Raw genomic sequence first — 17389 nt, 5'->3', positions numbered from 1 at the left:
TTATTTTTTAATCAAATTAATTCTTCCTTTTTCAGGAGTGAAATAATTCGTTGCAAAAATGAAGTGGATATTTCTGTCTTACTTTTTGCTGCAGAAGCATCAGTTCTACTTTTCAGTACAACTTTTTTGTGATTCTCATGGTTAGTTTGTGTCTCTCCTGCAATCATCTTGTTTTCTCTTAGTGTTTTTACCCCTTATTCTTATTGCAAACTTATAACTAATACCACAAAAATAACATCCGTGTTTTCACGGTATTTTATATGGGGTTTTCACTGAAGTTTGTGTTTTTATTTATTAAATGTGTAGTTTTTGTGTATATAATTGGTTGATTAATAAAAGAATATGTATATTTAAATCTCCGTTAAAGGAAATATTAAAGAGGTATCCGAAAATCTAAAGAGTAGGAAGTTAATACTAAACTAAAATCATTATGAAAAATTTAAAAAAACTTTCAAGAGGAGAAATGAAAACTGTGCAAGGTGCTATTAACGCGTGTAATCCACAGATATTTTGTTCGAGTCCACAAACAAAGTGTTGCCCAGGATGGGTTTGTGCCGGGATAAGACAATATTGTATAGCCATATAATATTTTTTTACATCGAATTTAGATGGCTAAGAAAAAGAGAGGAATTAGTTTCTCTCTTTTTTGTATTTTATATTGAACAAAAAGAAGGTTTGGGAAAGTTTTAAAATCATTAAATTTGTTTAAATTAAAATGGTATGAGTTTTTTTGAAGAAAAGAATCCTGAAATGGACAGATATTTGGAGGCACACGCTTCTTCGGAATCCGAAATTCTGAAAAAGCTGAGAAGAGAGACGTATCAGAAAACAACACAGCCTCATATGATTTCCGGATATCAGCAGGGAAGATTGCTGACAATTATTTCCCAGATGCTGCAGCCGAAAAATATTCTTGAAATAGGAACATTCACCGGCTATGCTACTTTATGTCTTGCATCAGGGTTATCAAAAGACGGAAAAATTACAACATTGGATGTGAATGAAGATCTTGCCTATCTTCCCAAAAAATATTTTGAATCCAGCGAATATGCCAGCCAGATTGATTTTAAACTCCAGGATGCCAAGGAATATTTAAAAGAAACAGATGAATTTTTTGATCTGATTTTTGTAGATGCCGATAAAGAAAACTATGCTGAATATTTCAGACTGATTAAACCGCATACAAAATCCGGAACGGTGATCCTTTTTGATAATGTTTTATGGTATGGAAAAGTGTTGGAAGAAAATCCGAAGCTGAAATCTACTCAGTCTATCCAGGAATTAAATGATTTGGCAGCAAAAGACGAAGATTTTGAAAATCTTATTTTACCTTTGCGAGATGGAGTCAACTTTCTTCGCAGAAAGTAACTGAAATATTCAAGGATTAAACATTTAAAGAGATACCTATCGTATTTTTAATCTTTAAATTATTCAATCTTTAAATTGAAAATTAATGAATAAAGGAGTTTGTATTGTTACAGTAGCGCCGGTTCGTGCAGAAAATTCTGACAGAGCTGAAATTGTTACGGAAATATTGTTTGGAGAAAGTGCAGATATTTTGGAAGTGGATAAAAACTGGACCAAAATAAAAATGCATTATGATGGCTATGAAGGATGGATGGATACCAAACAGCTGAAACCAATAACGGACGAAGAACTCGCCAAAAGAAAAGTGACTGTCGTTACCGAAGACTTTTCTTCTGTACTCATGAACGATGGTAAAACTTTACTTTCTATGGGGTCTGAAGTGGAATTTCCGGTGGTGGCTTCAAGAAGAAGTCATGATGTGCGTGAAAGTATCGCTCTGACAGCAAAAGAGTTCCTGAATGTACCTTATCTGTGGGGAGGAAAAAGCTTTTTTGCCGTGGACTGCTCCGGATTTACCCAATTGGTTTACAAAATTCACAATATAAAAATACCCAGAGATGCATCACAGCAGGCTGAGGTAGGTGAAGCACTTACTTTTATAGAAGAAACACAGCCTGGGGATCTTGCATTCTTTGAAAATGCAGAAGGGAAAATTATTCATGTTGGAATTATGCTGGAAAATCAAAAAATCATCCATGCTTCCGGAAAAGTAAGAATAGACACACTGGATTCCACAGGGATTTTCAATAAAGAAATGAATAAGCATACTCATAAACTAAGAGTGCTGAAGAGCGTCATCTAATCCTGATTCAATCTCGTCTGAAATGGAAAATATTCTTTTTACAACTTTTGATATTTTTAATTTTGGACTGGTAGTTTTTCTATGGTGGTTTACCCTGAAAAACTATAATACATTGCCAGAGAGGATTCCTGTACATTTTGACATGGAAGGGAAAGCGGACGGATTTGGTGGGAGAATGTATGCCTTTCTGATGCCTGTATTGGCTCTGGGATTATATGCTCTGTTCATGTATGGTATGAGGCATCCTGAAGACACTCATTTCCCGGTAGAAATTACAGCGCAGAATATGAATGCTCAGTTTTTAATTATGAAGATTGGATTGAGAATTCTCTTCTTAATACTGGTCATTATTTTTATGAATATTCAGGACTATATGTTCAGATATGCAGTAGATGATCAGGCCAAACCGAGAATTACATTTGCTGCAATCTTTTTATTTGTCGTGTTTTTTACTCCCGCATTACTTTTTATAGCCTATCTGTTTAAATGATACATTCTAAAGATAATTCAGAACATTATATCTGGGGAAACCAATGTTACAGCTGGATTCTTAAAAATACCCAAAGCTTATCCGTAAAGCAGGAGAAAATGCCTGCAGGAACTTCAGAGAAACTACACTTTCATAAAGTGGCAGAACAGTTTTTTTATATTCTGAAAGGAGAAGCTGTATTCTATATCAATGAAGAAAAATTCCTGGTTGGGCAGGGTGAATCTCTATCCATTGAGCCGGGAGCAAAGCATTTTATCTCCAATGAATCAGATGAAGAAATTGAGTTTTTAGTCATATCAAATCCTCCAACGGATCATGACAGAATTGAAATTAAAGAATAAGTAAAATGGCTTTTTTATACAATATATTTATCAGTCTTCTTGCCTTCGGTATGAAGGTTTTTGCCATGATTAATGATAAAACTAAAAAAGGCGTTGAAGGAAGGCGCCAGTCTTTAGATAAAGTAAAAGCTGCATTTTCAAAAACAGACCAGGTAATCTGGATGCATGCCGCAAGTCTTGGTGAATATGAGCAGGGACTACCTGTTCTGGAGAAACTGAAAGAGAATTGTCCTCAGCACAAAATCCTGGTGACTTTCTTTTCTCCATCAGGATATGAAAATGTGGTTAAGAAAAAACATATTGCAGACGTTATTTGTTATCTGCCTTTCGATAAAAAAAGTGCTGTAAAAGAATTTACAGACCAATTTAATACTGAACTATTTTTTACGGTTAAATACGATTATTGGTACAATCTCCTTGCCGAATTGAAAAATAAAGGGACAAAGATTTATGTCATTTCTGCCCTGTTCTATGAAAGACAGTCTTTCTTTACTTCCTATGGAAAATGGTTTGTGAAGCAGCTTCAGAAAAATGTAGATTGGTTTTTCCACCAGACTCAGTTTTCCTTAGCCTTGGCGAAAAGCGTTGGATTAATGAAGTCTTCCGTAACCGGAGACACAAGATTTGACAGAGTAAAACAGCTGCGAGAAAGAAATAATCATGTTGATTTTATTAAAGACTTCATTGGAAATAATAAAGCGGTAGTTTTCGGAAGCTCATGGCAGGCAGAAGAGAAAATAGCAGAAGTAGTCTCACGCAAAAATAATACAGTAAAACTCATTATAGCACCTCACGATCTGAAAAGAGTAGAACATCTGAAAAATATATTCCCGGATGCTTTACTGTACAGCGAAATACAAAACACTCAACCTTCAACTTTCAATACTCCAATTCTGATCATAGACAGCATCGGTTTATTGTCCAGATTATATTCTTATGCAGATGTAGCTGTTGTAGGAGGAGGATTTCATGATGCCGGACTTCACAATATTCTGGAAGCAGCCACTTTTGGTGTTCCTGTGATCTTTGGAAATCATTACAAAAAGAATCCGGAAGCTGATGACCTGATCTCTGCCAATGGCGGAAAGTCTTTCCCTGACGAATATACAGCCTCAGAATTCGTTTTATTTCTTACGAATGAGGATAACAGAGAAGAGCTTGAAGAGATGTCTAAAAACGCCGGAAAATTCGTGGATGAAAAACCTGATTCTACCAGAATGATCCTTCAGAAAATTTTATCTTAAGAATCCCTGGCTTTTAATGTCTTTCATAATCTGATCGATGTTATCTGGAATTCTGTCACATTCCAGCCAATTGAAGTCAAGACCATTGTTAATACAAAGTTTCTGAAGATAGTGATTTTCTAAAAGTTTATTCTGAGTATCACGAAGGTATTCATCAATTTCTATCCAGTAATCTTCATCCAGTTTTTTTATAAGAATCAATGACTTGAAAACTTTGTTGATGATATAAATATAAAGCTTGTAAACATTGTCAAACCTTTGTCTGCTGAGATCACCATTATTTTCCAATACCTTATTCACGAGAAGAAGATTCAGGGAAACCTCTCCGAATTTATCAGTCGTGATTTTTACATGCTCGGTAATTTCAGCACTTATTTTTCGCACAGTAGACAGAAAATATTTGGCATTTCCCACATATTTTGAAGCCAGAAGAAGCTGTTCCTCCACATGCTCTTCCATGGCATTTCTTTTATCATCTGTGGTTTCCGGATCAATCAGTTCAAAGTAAAGCTTTTTAGACAATAATTTATCCTTTCTCAGGAGTCTGAAAATAAGTTTGTCCTTCTCCGTTCCGGAAAAAGCACTCAAAGCGGCTTTGAACTCTTTTGAATATTCCATTAATTGAAAATTTTTGAATATTTCAGGAATCCGTTTAATGCCCAGTTAGCCGTATAATACAACGATTTTACTGTGGAGAATCCCATGAAATCTTTATACACAAGATATTGATCTTTGATGATGTTTTTCTTATTCCTTGAAACGCTGTTTTCACGCATTCTGTATTTTGCCAGGGTCTTTTGTACAGGAATCCCTTCCGGAATTACTTTTAAAAGATTCAGCCACATCACATGATCTTCACGTTTACTTTTTACCGGAAAGAAAAATTTCCCGACTCTTTTGGTGTCATAAATAGTGGAAACCGGAGCCAGCCTGCAGGTTTTAAGTAAATTAGAGAAAGTAACAATTGTGTCAGCTTCAAAATCTTTTAAAATAGGTTCCATGGTATATTCATCACACCTTGAATAATTACAATAGGCCAGTTCCGCATTGTTTTCCTCAAGAAAAGTAATCATGGTTTCCAGATATTCAGGATACCACAAGTCATCAGAATCCAGAAAAGCAATATATCTTCCTTGTGCCCTTTCAAGACTTTTATTTCTGGCATTTCCTGCGCCGCCGTTTTGCTCCAGAACCTGTAATTTTATTCTGGGATCATTATATTTTCGGATGATCTCAACCGTATGGTCTTTGGAAAGGTCATCTGTAATCAGCCACTCCCAGTTTTCGTAGGTTTGGTTTAGGACAGACTGTATGGTTTCCTCGATAAATTCTGCAGAATTATAACAGGGAGTAATGATGGAGACAAGATCTTTCATTTGTGTTTTTTAAACTGCTAAATTATAAAAATCTTTTTTCATAAAGATGCCAGGAGCTTATACCTACCGCAATTACCACCAACATACATACCAAAGCCATTACAAATGGATTGTAATCTTCAAACAGTCCTAAAGTCTGGAAAGTTCTGATAATAGGGAAGTGGAAAATGTAAATTCCATAGGTGAAATCTCCATACTTTCCGAAATTATTTAAGAATTTGAATGAATAGGCAATATACATTACAATAACCCCGATCATCATTGGGGAAAAAAGCTGAACTTTTAAAAATAAGTCAATCCACACCGTAACGAAGGCAATGATGAAAATGAGATTTTTATGTTGAATGAATTTATGAAAATTAAAGTAAATCAACATTCCAGGGATAAAATAGGATAATGTTCCTGGAAGCTGTTTGGCAAGTGAAATTTTATTTAAAGATTCAAAATAATTGAGATAAATAAGTGATAAGAAATATAGAATAATCAAACTTGTATTTCTGTATTTATTATTTTTTCCAAAAAGTAAGAACAACAAAGGAACTGCAAAATAGTAGCACATTTCTATTTTTAATGTCCATAAGGCACCATTCACTGCTTGATTCCCAAAAACTCCGGGAAGCCAGGGTGCTTTAAAATTTAAAAATAATGAATTCCAAAATAGGTACTTGTAAACTTGTGTATTGCTGAAATATTCGGTGAAAGAGTAGGTGCTTACCAGGCTCAATAAAATTGCGCATAAAAAAATAACCAACAAGTAGGCGGGAACAATTCTTTTGATTCTCTTTTTTAAATAGCTTTTCAGGCTTGAAGACCTCTCATAGCTCCTTGCAATAAGAAATCCGCTTACTGCGAAAAAACCAAAAACAGCAATTTCTATAGGGCTGTGCTCAAAAATCTTGAGATCAGGAGAAGCGCTGAGTGTGCCAAGATGTCCCAGAAAGACAATAAAGGCAAGGAGAACACGTATAAAATCAAAATTGTTTCTCGTAATATCCTGCATTTGTATTTTGTTTCCTGCAAAAATAACTTTTTTAATAGAATGAACGATGCTCATGGATTCATTATTTGTTAAATAAAGGGAAAATGAGGTGTCCCTATTTTTAAATATATATAAATAATCGTCGATGAAATAATTTTTCATAAAAAATAGTAATATAAATCAAAAAAATTATAATTTTAGCGCTTGAAAAAATTGATCTATGAAGAAATTAGCATTACTATTTGCAGGTTTATCTTTGTTTGCTGCAGCTACAGGCTGTAGTAGCGACAATGATACTGTTCTGGAAGCTCCTCTTGTTGGGACATGGCAACCGTTAAAAGAAGTAGTTACCACGGTAGAAGTTGGTGAAGACCCGGTTTCTAACACGATTACTTATACAGATTGTCAGAAACAGACAAGATGGTGGTTCAGCGTTGACTCTAAAGGAGGGAAAACGAACTGGGGAGATACTGCTACACCTGGTCAGTGTGCTATTCTTTCAGATATAAAATTCAATTATACTTATAATAAGGAAGGGAAAGACGTTCAGATGAAAATCCAGGGAATTGTAGAGCCGCAAAATGCAAAGGTTATTACTTTGGATGCTACAACGCTCAATCTTGCGGTAAGAGAGGAGACTCAGGATCCTACTATATTCCAGACAAGAACATATACCTTCAAAAGAGTTACTCAATAATAGTATATACTTCAGGATATAAAACAGATCTCATCTCCGGATGGGATTTTTTTGTTGAGGGGAGAATTGCAATTCATCATAAATTCAATTTCTATTTACTTTAAAATCATTAATTTTGTGAATCTTGACAAAAGATAAATAATTCAGTCTAACATATAACATACATACAAAGTGTTTTACGATCATCAGCAGATAGAAAAAAAGTGGCAGAAATACTGGGAGGAAAATCAAACCTATAAAACCTCTAATAACACAGACAAACCTAAGTTTTATGTACTCGATATGTTCCCATATCCATCAGGAGCAGGACTTCACGTAGGTCACCCGCTGGGATATATTGCATCGGATATCTATGCGAGATACAAAAGACACCAGGGGTTTAATGTACTCCACCCGGTAGGATATGACAGCTTCGGACTTCCTGCTGAACAGTATGCGATCCAGACAGGACAGCATCCGGCTGTTACTACAGAACAAAACATCAACAGATATGAAGAGCAGCTGAAAAAAATCGGTTTCTCATTTGATTGGAGCAGAGAACTAAGAACTTCAGACGCTTCCTATTATAAATGGACACAATGGATTTTTATCCAATTGTATCACTCGTGGTATAACAAAAATACGGATAAGGCAGAATCGATTGAGTCTTTGATTCAACATTTTGAAGAAAAAGGAACAGAAGGATTAAATGCTAATCAGAACGACGAATTAAATTTCACTGCAGAAGAATGGAATAATGCTTCTGAAATTGATAAAGAAGATATTCTTTTAAACTATCGTCTTGCTTACAGAGCAGAAACGACAGTAAACTGGTGCCCTGCATTAGGAACGGTACTGGCGAATGATGAGGTGAAGGATGGAAAATCCGAAAGAGGAGGATTCCCGGTATTCCAGAAGAAAATGATGCAGTGGAGCATGAGAATTTCTGCGTACTCTGAAAGATTATTACAGGGATTAAATACCTTAGACTGGCCGCAACCGTTGAAAGATTCTCAGGAATACTGGATCGGAAAATCTCAGGGAGCACAGGTTCAGTTCAAAGTAGAAGGTCATGATGAAACCGTTGAGGTATTTACCACAAGACCTGACACCATCTTTGGAGCAACCTTTATGGTATTGGCTCCGGAAAATCCTTTAGTGGAAACGATTACTACAGATGCTCAAAAAGTAGAAGTAGATACTTATATTGAAGAAACTTCCAAAAAAACGGAGAGAGACAGAATGTCTGATGTAAAAAACGTGAGCGGAGCTTTCACAGGAAGTTATGCAATCAATCCTTTCAGCAATGAAAAAATGCGGATCTATATTTCAGACTATGTGTTGATGGGATATGGAACAGGAGCGGTGATGGCTGTTCCGGCACACGATGAGCGTGACCACAGATTCGCTAAGAAATTTAATCTTGAAATCAAGAAAGTGGTGGAAACTGAAGAAGATGTTCAGGAGAAATCTTTTGATTCCAAAGATTCTGTTTGTGTAAACTCTGATTTCTTAAACGGATTACACTATAATGAAGCGAAAGCAAAAATGATTTCCGAGATCGAAACGAAAGGAATCGGTCATGGAACAACAAACTACAGACAGCGTGATGCTATTTTCTCAAGACAGCGTTATTGGGGAGAACCAGTTCCTATATATTATAAGGATGGAATGCCTTACACGTTGCCAACTTCTGCTTTACCTTTGGAACTTCCTGAAGTTGAAAAATACTTACCTACAGAAGATGGAGATCCACCACTAGGAAATGCAAAAGAATTTGCATGGGACGAAGCTAACCAGAAAGTAGTTGCTACAGATCTTATTGATGACAAAACTATTTTCCCGTTAGAATTATCTACAATGCCAGGTTGGGCAGGAAGCTCATGGTACTTCCTTAGATATATGGATCCTAACGATGAAGAAACTTTTGTTAAAAAAGAATTAGCAGATTATTGGGGACAGGTAGACCTATATATAGGAGGAAGCGAACACGCTACCGGCCACTTATTATATTCCCGTTTCTGGAACATGTTCTTAAAAGACAGAGGCTATATCAGTCATGATGAGCCATTCCAGAAACTGATCAACCAGGGGATGATCTTAGGGATGAGTGCATTTGTGTACAGAATTGACGGTACGAATCAATATGTATCAAAAAATTTAGCTAAAGATTACCAGACTCAGCAGATCCATGTAGACGTATCCTTATTAAAAGGAACCTCTGACGAATTGGATACAGAAGCCTTCAAAGCATGGAGACCGGATTATGCAGATGCCGAATTTATTCTGGAAGACGGAAAATACATCACAGACCGTGAAGTAGAAAAAATGTCCAAGTCAAAATATAACGTAGTAAATCCTGACGATATCTGCGGAGAGTACGGAGCAGACGGTTTAAGATTATATGAAATGTTCTTAGGACCGTTGGAACAATCCAAGCCTTGGAATACTCAAGGGTTGAGCGGAGTGTATGGTTTCCTTAAAAAATTCTGGAACCTGTATTTCAACGGAGACGTGTTTGAAGTTTCAGACGAAGAACCTACAAAAGCGGAATACAAAGTTTTACATACCTTAATAAAGAAGGTAGTATACGATATTGAAAACTTCTCTTTCAATACTTCAGTATCATCCTTTATGATTGCTGTAAACGAGCTTCAGAAAATAAAATGCAACAAGCGCAATATTTTAGAACCGCTTGCCGTTATCATTTCTCCGTATGCTCCTCACATCTGTGAAGAATTGTGGAGTTTATTAGGACACGGTACATCGATAGAATTTGAACAATTCCCGACATTGAATGAAGATTATCTGGTTGAAGACGAAATTGAGTATCCGGTAAGTGTAAATGGTAAAATGAAGTTCAAAATTTCACTTTCAGCGCAATTATCTGCCAAGGAAGTAGAAGATTTGGTGATTTCGAGCGAGAAAATGCAACAGATTTTGGAGGGTAAAACCCCTAAAAAAATCATTGTAGTCCCTCACCGTATTGTGAATATCGTAATTTAAAAAAAAATTAACATTGGGAAATTAAAAAAAATGGGTGTCTTATTTTTATGATTTTTTAATTCAAATGTTAAATTTGGATAAAATAAATAAAATAATTTAAAATAATTATTATTTCGAAATCGTATTAAAATTTCTTTATCAAAAAAAAGCAAAATGTTTAATTAAGACTCTTGCATTTTAATTAATTTTGCCTTTAATTTACACCCTGTAAAATTTTAAAACAATATAATTTAGTTAAATATGGAAATGAATGTTTCAAAAAATGATGAGCAAGTAGTTGCTAGAAAGGCAGGAGGTTTAAATCCAGCTGTTATTATTCCTATTCTATTTGCTATAGGAGTATGTATTTATTTATTCGTTCTTGGTAGCCCAGGAAACTTTAAAGATGCAGATAAACTAGGAAGTGGTTCTGTAGCTTTTTCAAGTGTTGAAGGAAAAGACATTCACCCAGAATCGTTTTTAGGTATTATCTACAAAGGAGGGGTTATCGTACCAATCTTGATTACTTTCATGATTACTGTAATCGTTTTCTCTTTTGAAAGATATTTCGTTCTTGGTAAAGCAGCTGGAAAAGGAAACTTAGACAACTTCGTTGTTCAGGTAAGAAGCTTACTAAACCAAAACAAAATCGACGAAGCTATCGAAGAGTGCGACAGACAACAAGGTTCTGTTGGTAACGTAGTAAAAGAAGGTCTTACTACTTACAAAGCACTTTCTCACGATACTACATTAAATAAAGAGCAGAAAATGGTAGCTCTTAACAAAGCTATCGAAGAAGCTACTACTCTTGAGATGCCAATGCTTGAGAAAAACATGATGATCCTTTCTACTCTAGGTACAGTTGCAACCCTAATCGCACTACTTGGAACAGTAATCGGGATGATCAAGGCGTTCTTTGCATTAGGTTCAGGAGGTGGTACTCCGGATGCTGCTGCTCTATCTACAGGTATCTCTGAAGCCTTGATTAACACGGCATTAGGTATTGGTACTTCAGCAATCGCTATTATCCTTTATAACTTCTTTACATCTAAAATTGATGGATTAACTTACAAGATCGACGAGATCTCTATGAGTATCCAACAATCTTTCGCTGAATTCAACTAAGAATTAGCAAGATATTTGCATTGGCAATTAAAAGAAGTTTAATTAAAAATATTTTATAATAATGGCGAGAGTCAAACCTAAAAGACATGGAGTCGTAACGGACATGACCGCAATGTGTGACGTTGCGTTCCTACTTCTTACGTTCTTTATCTTGACCACTCAGTTTAAAAAGCCTGACGTGGAGCAGATCAAACCGCCATCTTCAATTTCGGAAAAATTGCTTCCTGATGCTAGTTTAATGACTATCAACGCTACTCCGGACGGAAAATTCTATTTCCAGCCGGTAGAAAATGCATCAGAAAGAATTGCTCTTTTGGATAAAATGGGACAAAAGTATGGAATTACTTTTGACAACAACCAAAAAGCTGCTTTCCAGAAAGTTCAGGCAATCGGAGTTCCAATGAACCAGCTTAAAGGTTACTTGGATATGCCTGCAGATGAGCAGAAAAATTATAGAAGTCCGTCAGGAATTCCTATGGACAGTACAAATAAGCAATTAATTGATTGGGTAAAAGAAAGTTTGAGCGTTAACCCTGACTACAAGTTAGCGATTAAAGGTGACGTTACAACTGAATATCCTAAAGTGAAAAGCCTATTTGAAGGTTTAAGAGATATTGATTTTCTTAAATTTTGGTTGATTACATCACAAGAAGGTAAACCTAACGAATAATATCGATAGAAATGGCAGAAGTACAAGTACAAGAGAAAGGCGGCAAGGGCGGCAAGGTCCGTTCCAAGAAGCAAAACACCAGAGTCGATATGACTCCGATGGTGGACTTGGGTTTTCTATTGATTACCTTCTTTATGTTCACAACTACGTTCAGTAAACCGAACGTTATGGATTTGGGTCTTCCGGCTAAACCGAAAGATGAAAAACAAAAACCACCTCCAACAGAAATTAAACTTTCTAACTCAATTTCTATCTTATTAGGAAAAAATAACAGAGTTTTCTGGCACCAGCAAGATGCTACATCTTTGAATGACCAAACTCTTATGGAAACTAGTCTTGACAGAGAAGGAATTAGAAAAGTAATTCAGCAGGCAAAATCTAGAGCTGCAGATCAAACGAAATTTACCGTGATCATTAAGCCAACTGACGATGCTGTATATAAGAACTTTGTTGATATTCTTGATGAAATGGCAATTACCAAAAGTGAGCAGTACGGGGTTACTGACATCAAACCTTGGGAAAAGGCTATTTATGAGAAAAAAGTAGGAGGTGCTGCTGCACCGGCTGCTGCCACAAAGTAATTTAACCATAAAATTGTTATATCTAATCTATGGCAGATGAAAATGTATACGGTCAGAATCTTACTTTAGACGAGATCGTATTTGAAAATAGAAACAAGGAATATGGTGCCTATGATCTTAGACATCAGTATCCGAGACTTTTAACAAAGTCTTTTATTATCGGAACAGCATTATTCCTTTTGGCAGCTTTGTCTCCGTTCATCTATCTTACGATTAAGAATCTTACCGCTCCGCCTAAGCAAGAAGTGAAGGCAGATCTGGTAGATATTATCGAAGAAGATCCGATTATCGAGCAGCCTAAAGAAGAAGAACCACCTCCACCACCTCCACCTCCAAAAGAAGAGGAGAAAATTGAGGTAATTCAGAACGTGGTTCCTGAGCCTGTAAAAGCTCCGAAAATTGAAACTCCACCACCACCGATTTCTAAGCAGTTGGAAACTACAACTGGTTTACAAAATCAGGAGGGGGTAAAAGCTCCGGCTTATACACCACCGCCGCCACCACCATCTACAGGTACTAAAGCCAGTACAGTAGAAGTAAAAGCGAACAACCCTAACGAGATCTATAAAGATGTTGACCAGTCTGCAGAATATCCTGGAGGTATGGGTGCATTAAGAAAGTTCTTGGGAGATAACTTCGATACTTCTTTGATGGAAGGAGGTGAAGGAACACTTAAAGCGAAGCTTAAGTTCGTTGTAGAAAAAGACGGAACTGTTTCGAATGTTACTATTGAAGAGAAATCTCCAAATGGTGACTTCAACAGTGAAGCAATGCGTGTAGTTAAGAAACTTAAAAAATGGACTCCTGCGAAGAGAAACGGGGAGAGCGTTAGATCTTACTATAGCGTACCATTTACGATGAACTTTGAATAAGACTTATTTATTCAAAATATAAATAAAAAGAGAGGCTTATGCTTCTCTTTTTATTTTTTTTGGTATTTTTGTTACATGATGTTCAATTGGTTATCCCTGGTTACGGGATTGTTTTATATCGTTTTAGGAATTGTAGTGATTGTCTACAAATTCTTCTTTACTATTTTAGAACCTGCTGTTGCTTATGCATTAGGAGTGGTGCTCATTATTTATGGTATTTTTAGAATTTACAGAGCGATCTCAAGAATTAAAAAATCGAGAAATGAAGAATAGTTTAAAGCTTGCAGTAATTTTTGTCTTGAGTATGATGCTTGCAAGCTGCAAAAAGGAGAAAAACGCTCCATCCTATCACAAAGGTGATCTTACCATTTTTACCGACGAATCTTTTCAAAGCGTTACAGAAGCATTAGCAGAAGGCTATATGATCAACTATCCTGAAACACACATCAAAGTAGAAACCAAGAAGGAAGATTTAGGACTTCTGGATCTTTTGAAAGGAAGTGCTAAAGCGGTAGTAATGTCCAGAAATCTTACCCCTGAAGAAATAAAAACATATGAGGAAAGAACAGATCTAAAGTTTCTTCCTTCCAGATTTGCTGCGGATGCAGTGGTTTTTGTCGTTCCTAAAGACTCTCCAAAAGAAAGTATTTCAATGGAAGAAATCAACAACGGCCTGATGTCTGATAAAAAAGAATTTATTTTTGACGGAACCAACTCCAGTAACCTGAATTTTGTTGCTGAGAAATTCAAAAAACAACCGAAAGACCTGAAATTTTCAATTATTCCGGGAAATCAGAAGATTATAGAGGAATTGGGGAAATATCCTGATAAAATAGGCGTTATTGGATTGAATACTTTCAGCCGTCCTTATGATAAAACTTCAGAAAAATTGAGAGAGATGGTGAAGGTTCTTCCTGTAGTGGAGAAAGGTAAATCATATAATGCAGATTTTGATGGACTCCGTACAATGGAATATCCGTTTACAAGAGTGCTTTATTTCCTGATTAACGAAGGTAATTTCAATATTGCCAACGGATTTATAAGATTTTCGTGTACCCATTTAGGACAGAAGATTGTACAGAAAGAAGGCTTGCAGCCGTATAATCTTTATAAGAGAGAAGTTCAGATGCGTTAAAAAATATTAAATTCACAATTTAACCATATTAAACTTTTTGATTTGGTCTAAAAATTGTGTATAATAAAACTCAATTATTAGAAAATATAAAATGAAAGATATAATGAATATGAATGTAAAGAAGATTGCTTTAGGAGCAGCCGTGGTATTTTTTGCCGGTTTTGCCTCTGCACAGACATTGCAGGATGGTATCAACAGTATAGACAGTGATAAATTTGCGCAGGCAAAAACAAATTTCACTGAAATGATTGCTAAAGAGCCCACAGCTGAAAACTACTTCTATTTAGGAAATACTTTCTTAAGACAAGGAGAGCCGGACTATGCTAAGGCAACTGAAAATTTCAATAAAGGCTTAGCGGCTGACGGTAAAAGTTATCTGAACAAAATTGGTTTAGCTGCTGTTAAATTAGGTAAAGGTGATAAAAGTGCCGTTGCTGAAATTCAGAAAGTAGTTACTGATTCAAGAGAAAAAGATGCTGAAGTTCTTTTCAGAGCTGCTGAAGCATTAACTCTATTCGAGAAAAACAGTTCACCTGATCTTGCTATTCAGTTTTTGACTAAAGCTATTGAAAAAGCTGAGAAAAAAGGTGTTCCTGCACACTATTATTATACATTAGGAGATGCTTACAGATTAAAGAGAATGCCGGGAGAGGCTATGTCTGCTTATGATAAAGCGTTACCTACTGCTAAAAATAAAGCTTCCGTTTATACAAGAATGGCAACTTTATGGATGGCTGCACAACAATGGCAGCAAGCTAAGCAAAACATTGATAAAGCTGTTGGTGTAGATGCTACTTACGCGCCTGCATATAAGGCGTTGGCTGGTTATAATATCAGATATCAGCAGAATGCGAAAGCTACACAAGACCTTATCAACTATACAAAGTATGCTGATGAAGATCCATATACTCAGTTAGAAATTGCAAAACTATACTTCACAAACGAAGATTATGCAAATTCTAAAATGGTATTAGACAAGATTTTTGATAAAATTGATGATCCGATTAAGTTCAAATTAAGAGCGTATAATGCCTATGCAGATAGAAATTATGCAGATGCTAAGCAAAATATGGATACTTTCGTTTCTCAGGCTGAGAAAACAAGAATATTGCCTGCAGACCAAGGTTTACAGGGGCTTATTGCTGCTGGTTTAGCGAAAGATGAAAAAGATGCTGCTAAGAAATCTGCTTTAATGGCTGAAGCTCAGCAAAAAGTAGGTATTGCAAAAGCTGCTAAGGATGAAACAATGAAGTGGGATCTTGAATTGGCAAACATCGCAGGCGGTGGAGGAGCTTCTCAGGCAGAAGCTGACAAAGGACCTACCAATCCTGAAATTGAAGCATTGAAACAGAAAGTTGCTGCCAACAGTCAGGATTCTGATTCATTATTTAAGTTAGCAACAGCGTACCAGGATGTTAAAAACTGGAATGGAGCTATCCTTACATGGCAAAAAATGTCTGCCCTTCTTCCGGATTGGGCACCTGCATATTACAGCCAGGGATATTCTTACCAACAAGCTGGAAATAATGACGCTGCAAAATTGGCTTATGAGAAATTCATCAGTACAGTAAAACCAGCTGATCAGGAAGCTAACAAACAGACTCTTGCTTACGCTTACTTTGCGGTAGCATACATGAGCAAAGATTCTGATGCTGCAAAAGCAAAAGATTATGTAGCGAAGTCTTTACAGTTAGATCCTACTTATCAGGATGCTGTAAAATTAAATGCAGAAATCAATAAATAATTTAAAATTTAAATTATAGATATTAAAACTTCCCATACGTAATGTTTGGGAAGTTTTTATTTTAAACCCTATCTTTGAGTTTATGAAAACTGATATACTTGCTTTTGGTGCCCATCCTGATGATGTAGAACTGGGATGTGGCGGAACTATTGCCAAAATGGTTTCTGAAGGAAAAAAATGTGTTGTTGTAGATCTTACAAGAGGTGAGCTCGGGACAAGAGGTACAGATGAAACCAGAAAAGCTGAAGCCGCAGATGCAGCCAAAATCTTAGGACTTTCTGCAAGAGAAAATCTTGGAATGAAAGATGGCTTTTTGGTAAATTCTGAAGAATACCAAATGAGAATCGTAAAAATGATTCGCAAATACAGGCCAGAAATCGTCTTGGCTAATGCAATTGATGATAGACATCCGGATCATGCAAAAGGAGCGAAATTAGTGTCGGATGCGTGCTTTTTGTCCGGACTGCGGAAGATTGAAACCGTATTGGAAGGAGAATCTCAGGAAGTATGGAGGCCGAAGCATGTTTTTCATTATATTCAGTGGAAAGATATCAAACCGGAATTTGTTATTGATATTTCGGAGCATCTTAATACAAAGTTGGAAGCTTGTATGGCATACAAAACTCAGTTTTATGACCCAACGTCTAAAGAACCTGAGACTCCCATTACCACAAAAGACTTTTATGAAAGCTTAACTTACCGTGCTCAGGATTTAGGACGGTTATCGGGAGTTGCTTATGCTGAGGGCTTTACGTCTGAAAGATTAATTTCTTTGAAAAATTTTGATGGAATTGTTTGGTAGTTGAGGAAATTGTCCTATATTTGCACTCAGAAAACGGTGATTGTAGCTCAGTTGGTTAGAGCGTCGGATTGTGGTTCCGAAGGTCGTGGGTTCGAGACCCATCATTCACCCTAAATTAGCACATTTTCGAAAGATAATGTGCTATTTTATTTTATCTCTGAATAGTCAGTTTATATTAATACGCCACTTTTTGGTGTGT

18 protein-coding genes and 1 tRNA gene are annotated in these 17389 nt (G+C 36.2%); 16 read left to right on the top strand and 3 right to left on the bottom strand.

Going from position 1 to position 17389, the window contains the following annotated elements:
- The first annotated feature begins 720 nt into the window (after nucleotides 1-720).
- The 5 genes from RAH34_RS04925 to RAH34_RS04905 all read left to right on the top strand — a co-directional run bounded on the left by RAH34_RS04925 (nucleotide 721) and on the right by RAH34_RS04905 (nucleotide 4245).
- Nucleotides 721-1368 (top strand): O-methyltransferase, encoded by a 648-nt coding sequence (locus RAH34_RS04925; protein WP_114819500.1) that lies wholly within the window; start codon nucleotides 721-723, stop codon nucleotides 1366-1368.
- 85 nt (nucleotides 1369-1453) lie between these two features.
- Nucleotides 1454-2170: a C40 family peptidase gene (locus RAH34_RS04920; protein WP_034693014.1), complete on the top strand. Its 717-nt coding sequence runs from the start codon at nucleotides 1454-1456 to the stop codon at nucleotides 2168-2170.
- 22 nt (nucleotides 2171-2192) lie between these two features.
- Nucleotides 2193-2660 carry a DUF1648 domain-containing protein gene (locus RAH34_RS04915; RefSeq protein WP_306595352.1) on the top strand — a complete coding sequence of 156 codons (468 nt, stop codon included), beginning with the start codon at nucleotides 2193-2195 and terminating at the stop codon, nucleotides 2658-2660.
- Nucleotides 2657-3001, top strand: coding sequence for a cupin domain-containing protein (locus RAH34_RS04910; RefSeq protein WP_306595351.1), 345 nt, complete (start codon nucleotides 2657-2659; stop codon nucleotides 2999-3001). Before RAH34_RS04915 ends, RAH34_RS04910 begins: the two co-directional genes overlap by 4 nt.
- Before the next feature lie 5 nt (nucleotides 3002-3006).
- Nucleotides 3007-4245 (top strand): 3-deoxy-D-manno-octulosonic acid transferase, encoded by a 1239-nt coding sequence (locus RAH34_RS04905; protein WP_306595350.1) that lies wholly within the window; start codon nucleotides 3007-3009, stop codon nucleotides 4243-4245.
- Here the strand turns inward: RAH34_RS04905 and RAH34_RS04900 are convergent.
- From RAH34_RS04900 to RAH34_RS04890, 3 genes are read right to left on the bottom strand one after another with little or no spacing between them, the layout of a single operon-like run.
- Nucleotides 4237-4863, bottom strand: a complete 627-nt coding sequence (locus RAH34_RS04900) for a deoxyuridine 5'-triphosphate nucleotidohydrolase (RefSeq protein ID WP_306595349.1) — start codon at nucleotides 4861-4863, stop codon at nucleotides 4237-4239. The two genes, RAH34_RS04905 and RAH34_RS04900, sit on opposite strands and share 9 nt — an antisense overlap.
- Nucleotides 4863-5621, bottom strand: a complete 759-nt coding sequence (locus tag RAH34_RS04895; RefSeq protein ID WP_306595348.1) for a glycosyltransferase — start codon at nucleotides 5619-5621, stop codon at nucleotides 4863-4865. The genes RAH34_RS04900 and RAH34_RS04895 overlap by 1 nt, the downstream gene beginning before the upstream one ends.
- A 22-nt stretch (nucleotides 5622-5643) precedes the next feature.
- A complete protein-coding gene (locus tag RAH34_RS04890; protein ID WP_306595347.1) occupies nucleotides 5644-6675 on the bottom strand; it encodes an acyltransferase in 1032 nt (343 codons plus the stop codon).
- A gap of 145 nt (nucleotides 6676-6820) precedes the next feature.
- Here RAH34_RS04890 and RAH34_RS04885 point away from each other — a divergent pair, with 145 nt between their 5' ends.
- The 11 genes from RAH34_RS04885 (at nucleotide 6821) to RAH34_RS04835 (ending at nucleotide 17301) form a co-directional block, all read left to right on the top strand.
- The gene (locus RAH34_RS04885) at nucleotides 6821-7297 is read left to right on the top strand and encodes a lipocalin family protein (protein WP_047373532.1); all 477 of its coding nucleotides are present in this window, start codon (nucleotides 6821-6823) and stop codon (nucleotides 7295-7297) included.
- A gap of 171 nt (nucleotides 7298-7468) precedes the next feature.
- Nucleotides 7469-10282: a leucine--tRNA ligase gene (leuS, locus tag RAH34_RS04880; protein ID WP_306595346.1), complete on the top strand. Its 2814-nt coding sequence runs from the start codon at nucleotides 7469-7471 to the stop codon at nucleotides 10280-10282.
- A gap of 240 nt (nucleotides 10283-10522) precedes the next feature.
- Entirely contained in the window at nucleotides 10523-11386 is an 864-nt protein-coding gene (locus RAH34_RS04875; protein WP_105681686.1) for a MotA/TolQ/ExbB proton channel family protein, read from the top strand.
- 61 nt (nucleotides 11387-11447) lie between these two features.
- Nucleotides 11448-12056 carry a biopolymer transporter ExbD gene (locus tag RAH34_RS04870; protein WP_114819492.1) on the top strand — a complete coding sequence of 203 codons (609 nt, stop codon included), beginning with the start codon at nucleotides 11448-11450 and terminating at the stop codon, nucleotides 12054-12056.
- A gap of 11 nt (nucleotides 12057-12067) precedes the next feature.
- Nucleotides 12068-12637, top strand: a complete 570-nt coding sequence (locus RAH34_RS04865; RefSeq protein ID WP_114819491.1) for a biopolymer transporter ExbD — start codon at nucleotides 12068-12070, stop codon at nucleotides 12635-12637.
- A 29-nt stretch (nucleotides 12638-12666) separates the two neighbouring features.
- Complete coding sequence (locus tag RAH34_RS04860; RefSeq protein ID WP_062675757.1) at nucleotides 12667-13509, top strand: energy transducer TonB; 843 nt, start codon at nucleotides 12667-12669, stop codon at nucleotides 13507-13509.
- Nucleotides 13510-13584: 75 nt separating this feature from the next.
- On the top strand, nucleotides 13585-13782 hold the full coding sequence (locus tag RAH34_RS04855) for a DUF308 domain-containing protein (protein ID WP_171006307.1): 198 nt from the start codon (nucleotides 13585-13587) through the stop codon (nucleotides 13780-13782).
- A complete protein-coding gene (locus RAH34_RS04850) occupies nucleotides 13772-14644 on the top strand; it encodes a PstS family phosphate ABC transporter substrate-binding protein (protein ID WP_306595345.1) in 873 nt (290 codons plus the stop codon). The genes RAH34_RS04855 and RAH34_RS04850 overlap by 11 nt, the downstream gene beginning before the upstream one ends.
- Nucleotides 14645-14735: 91 nt before the next feature.
- The gene (locus RAH34_RS04845) at nucleotides 14736-16388 is read left to right on the top strand and encodes a hypothetical protein (RefSeq protein WP_306595344.1); all 1653 of its coding nucleotides are present in this window, start codon (nucleotides 14736-14738) and stop codon (nucleotides 16386-16388) included.
- Between the two features lie 82 nt (nucleotides 16389-16470).
- Nucleotides 16471-17190, top strand: coding sequence for a bacillithiol biosynthesis deacetylase BshB1 (gene bshB1, locus RAH34_RS04840; protein ID WP_114819488.1), 720 nt, complete (start codon nucleotides 16471-16473; stop codon nucleotides 17188-17190).
- A 35-nt stretch (nucleotides 17191-17225) separates the two neighbouring features.
- Nucleotides 17226-17301, top strand: a tRNA-His gene (locus RAH34_RS04835).
- Nucleotides 17302-17389 lie beyond the last annotated feature (88 nt).

This window comes from Chryseobacterium sp. WLY505 (genome assembly GCF_030846215.1).
Taxonomy (GTDB): domain Bacteria; phylum Bacteroidota; class Bacteroidia; order Flavobacteriales; family Weeksellaceae; genus Chryseobacterium.
Note: the sequence above shows the minus strand (reverse complement) of the source record. Positions and strands in the feature narration are given on the sequence as shown.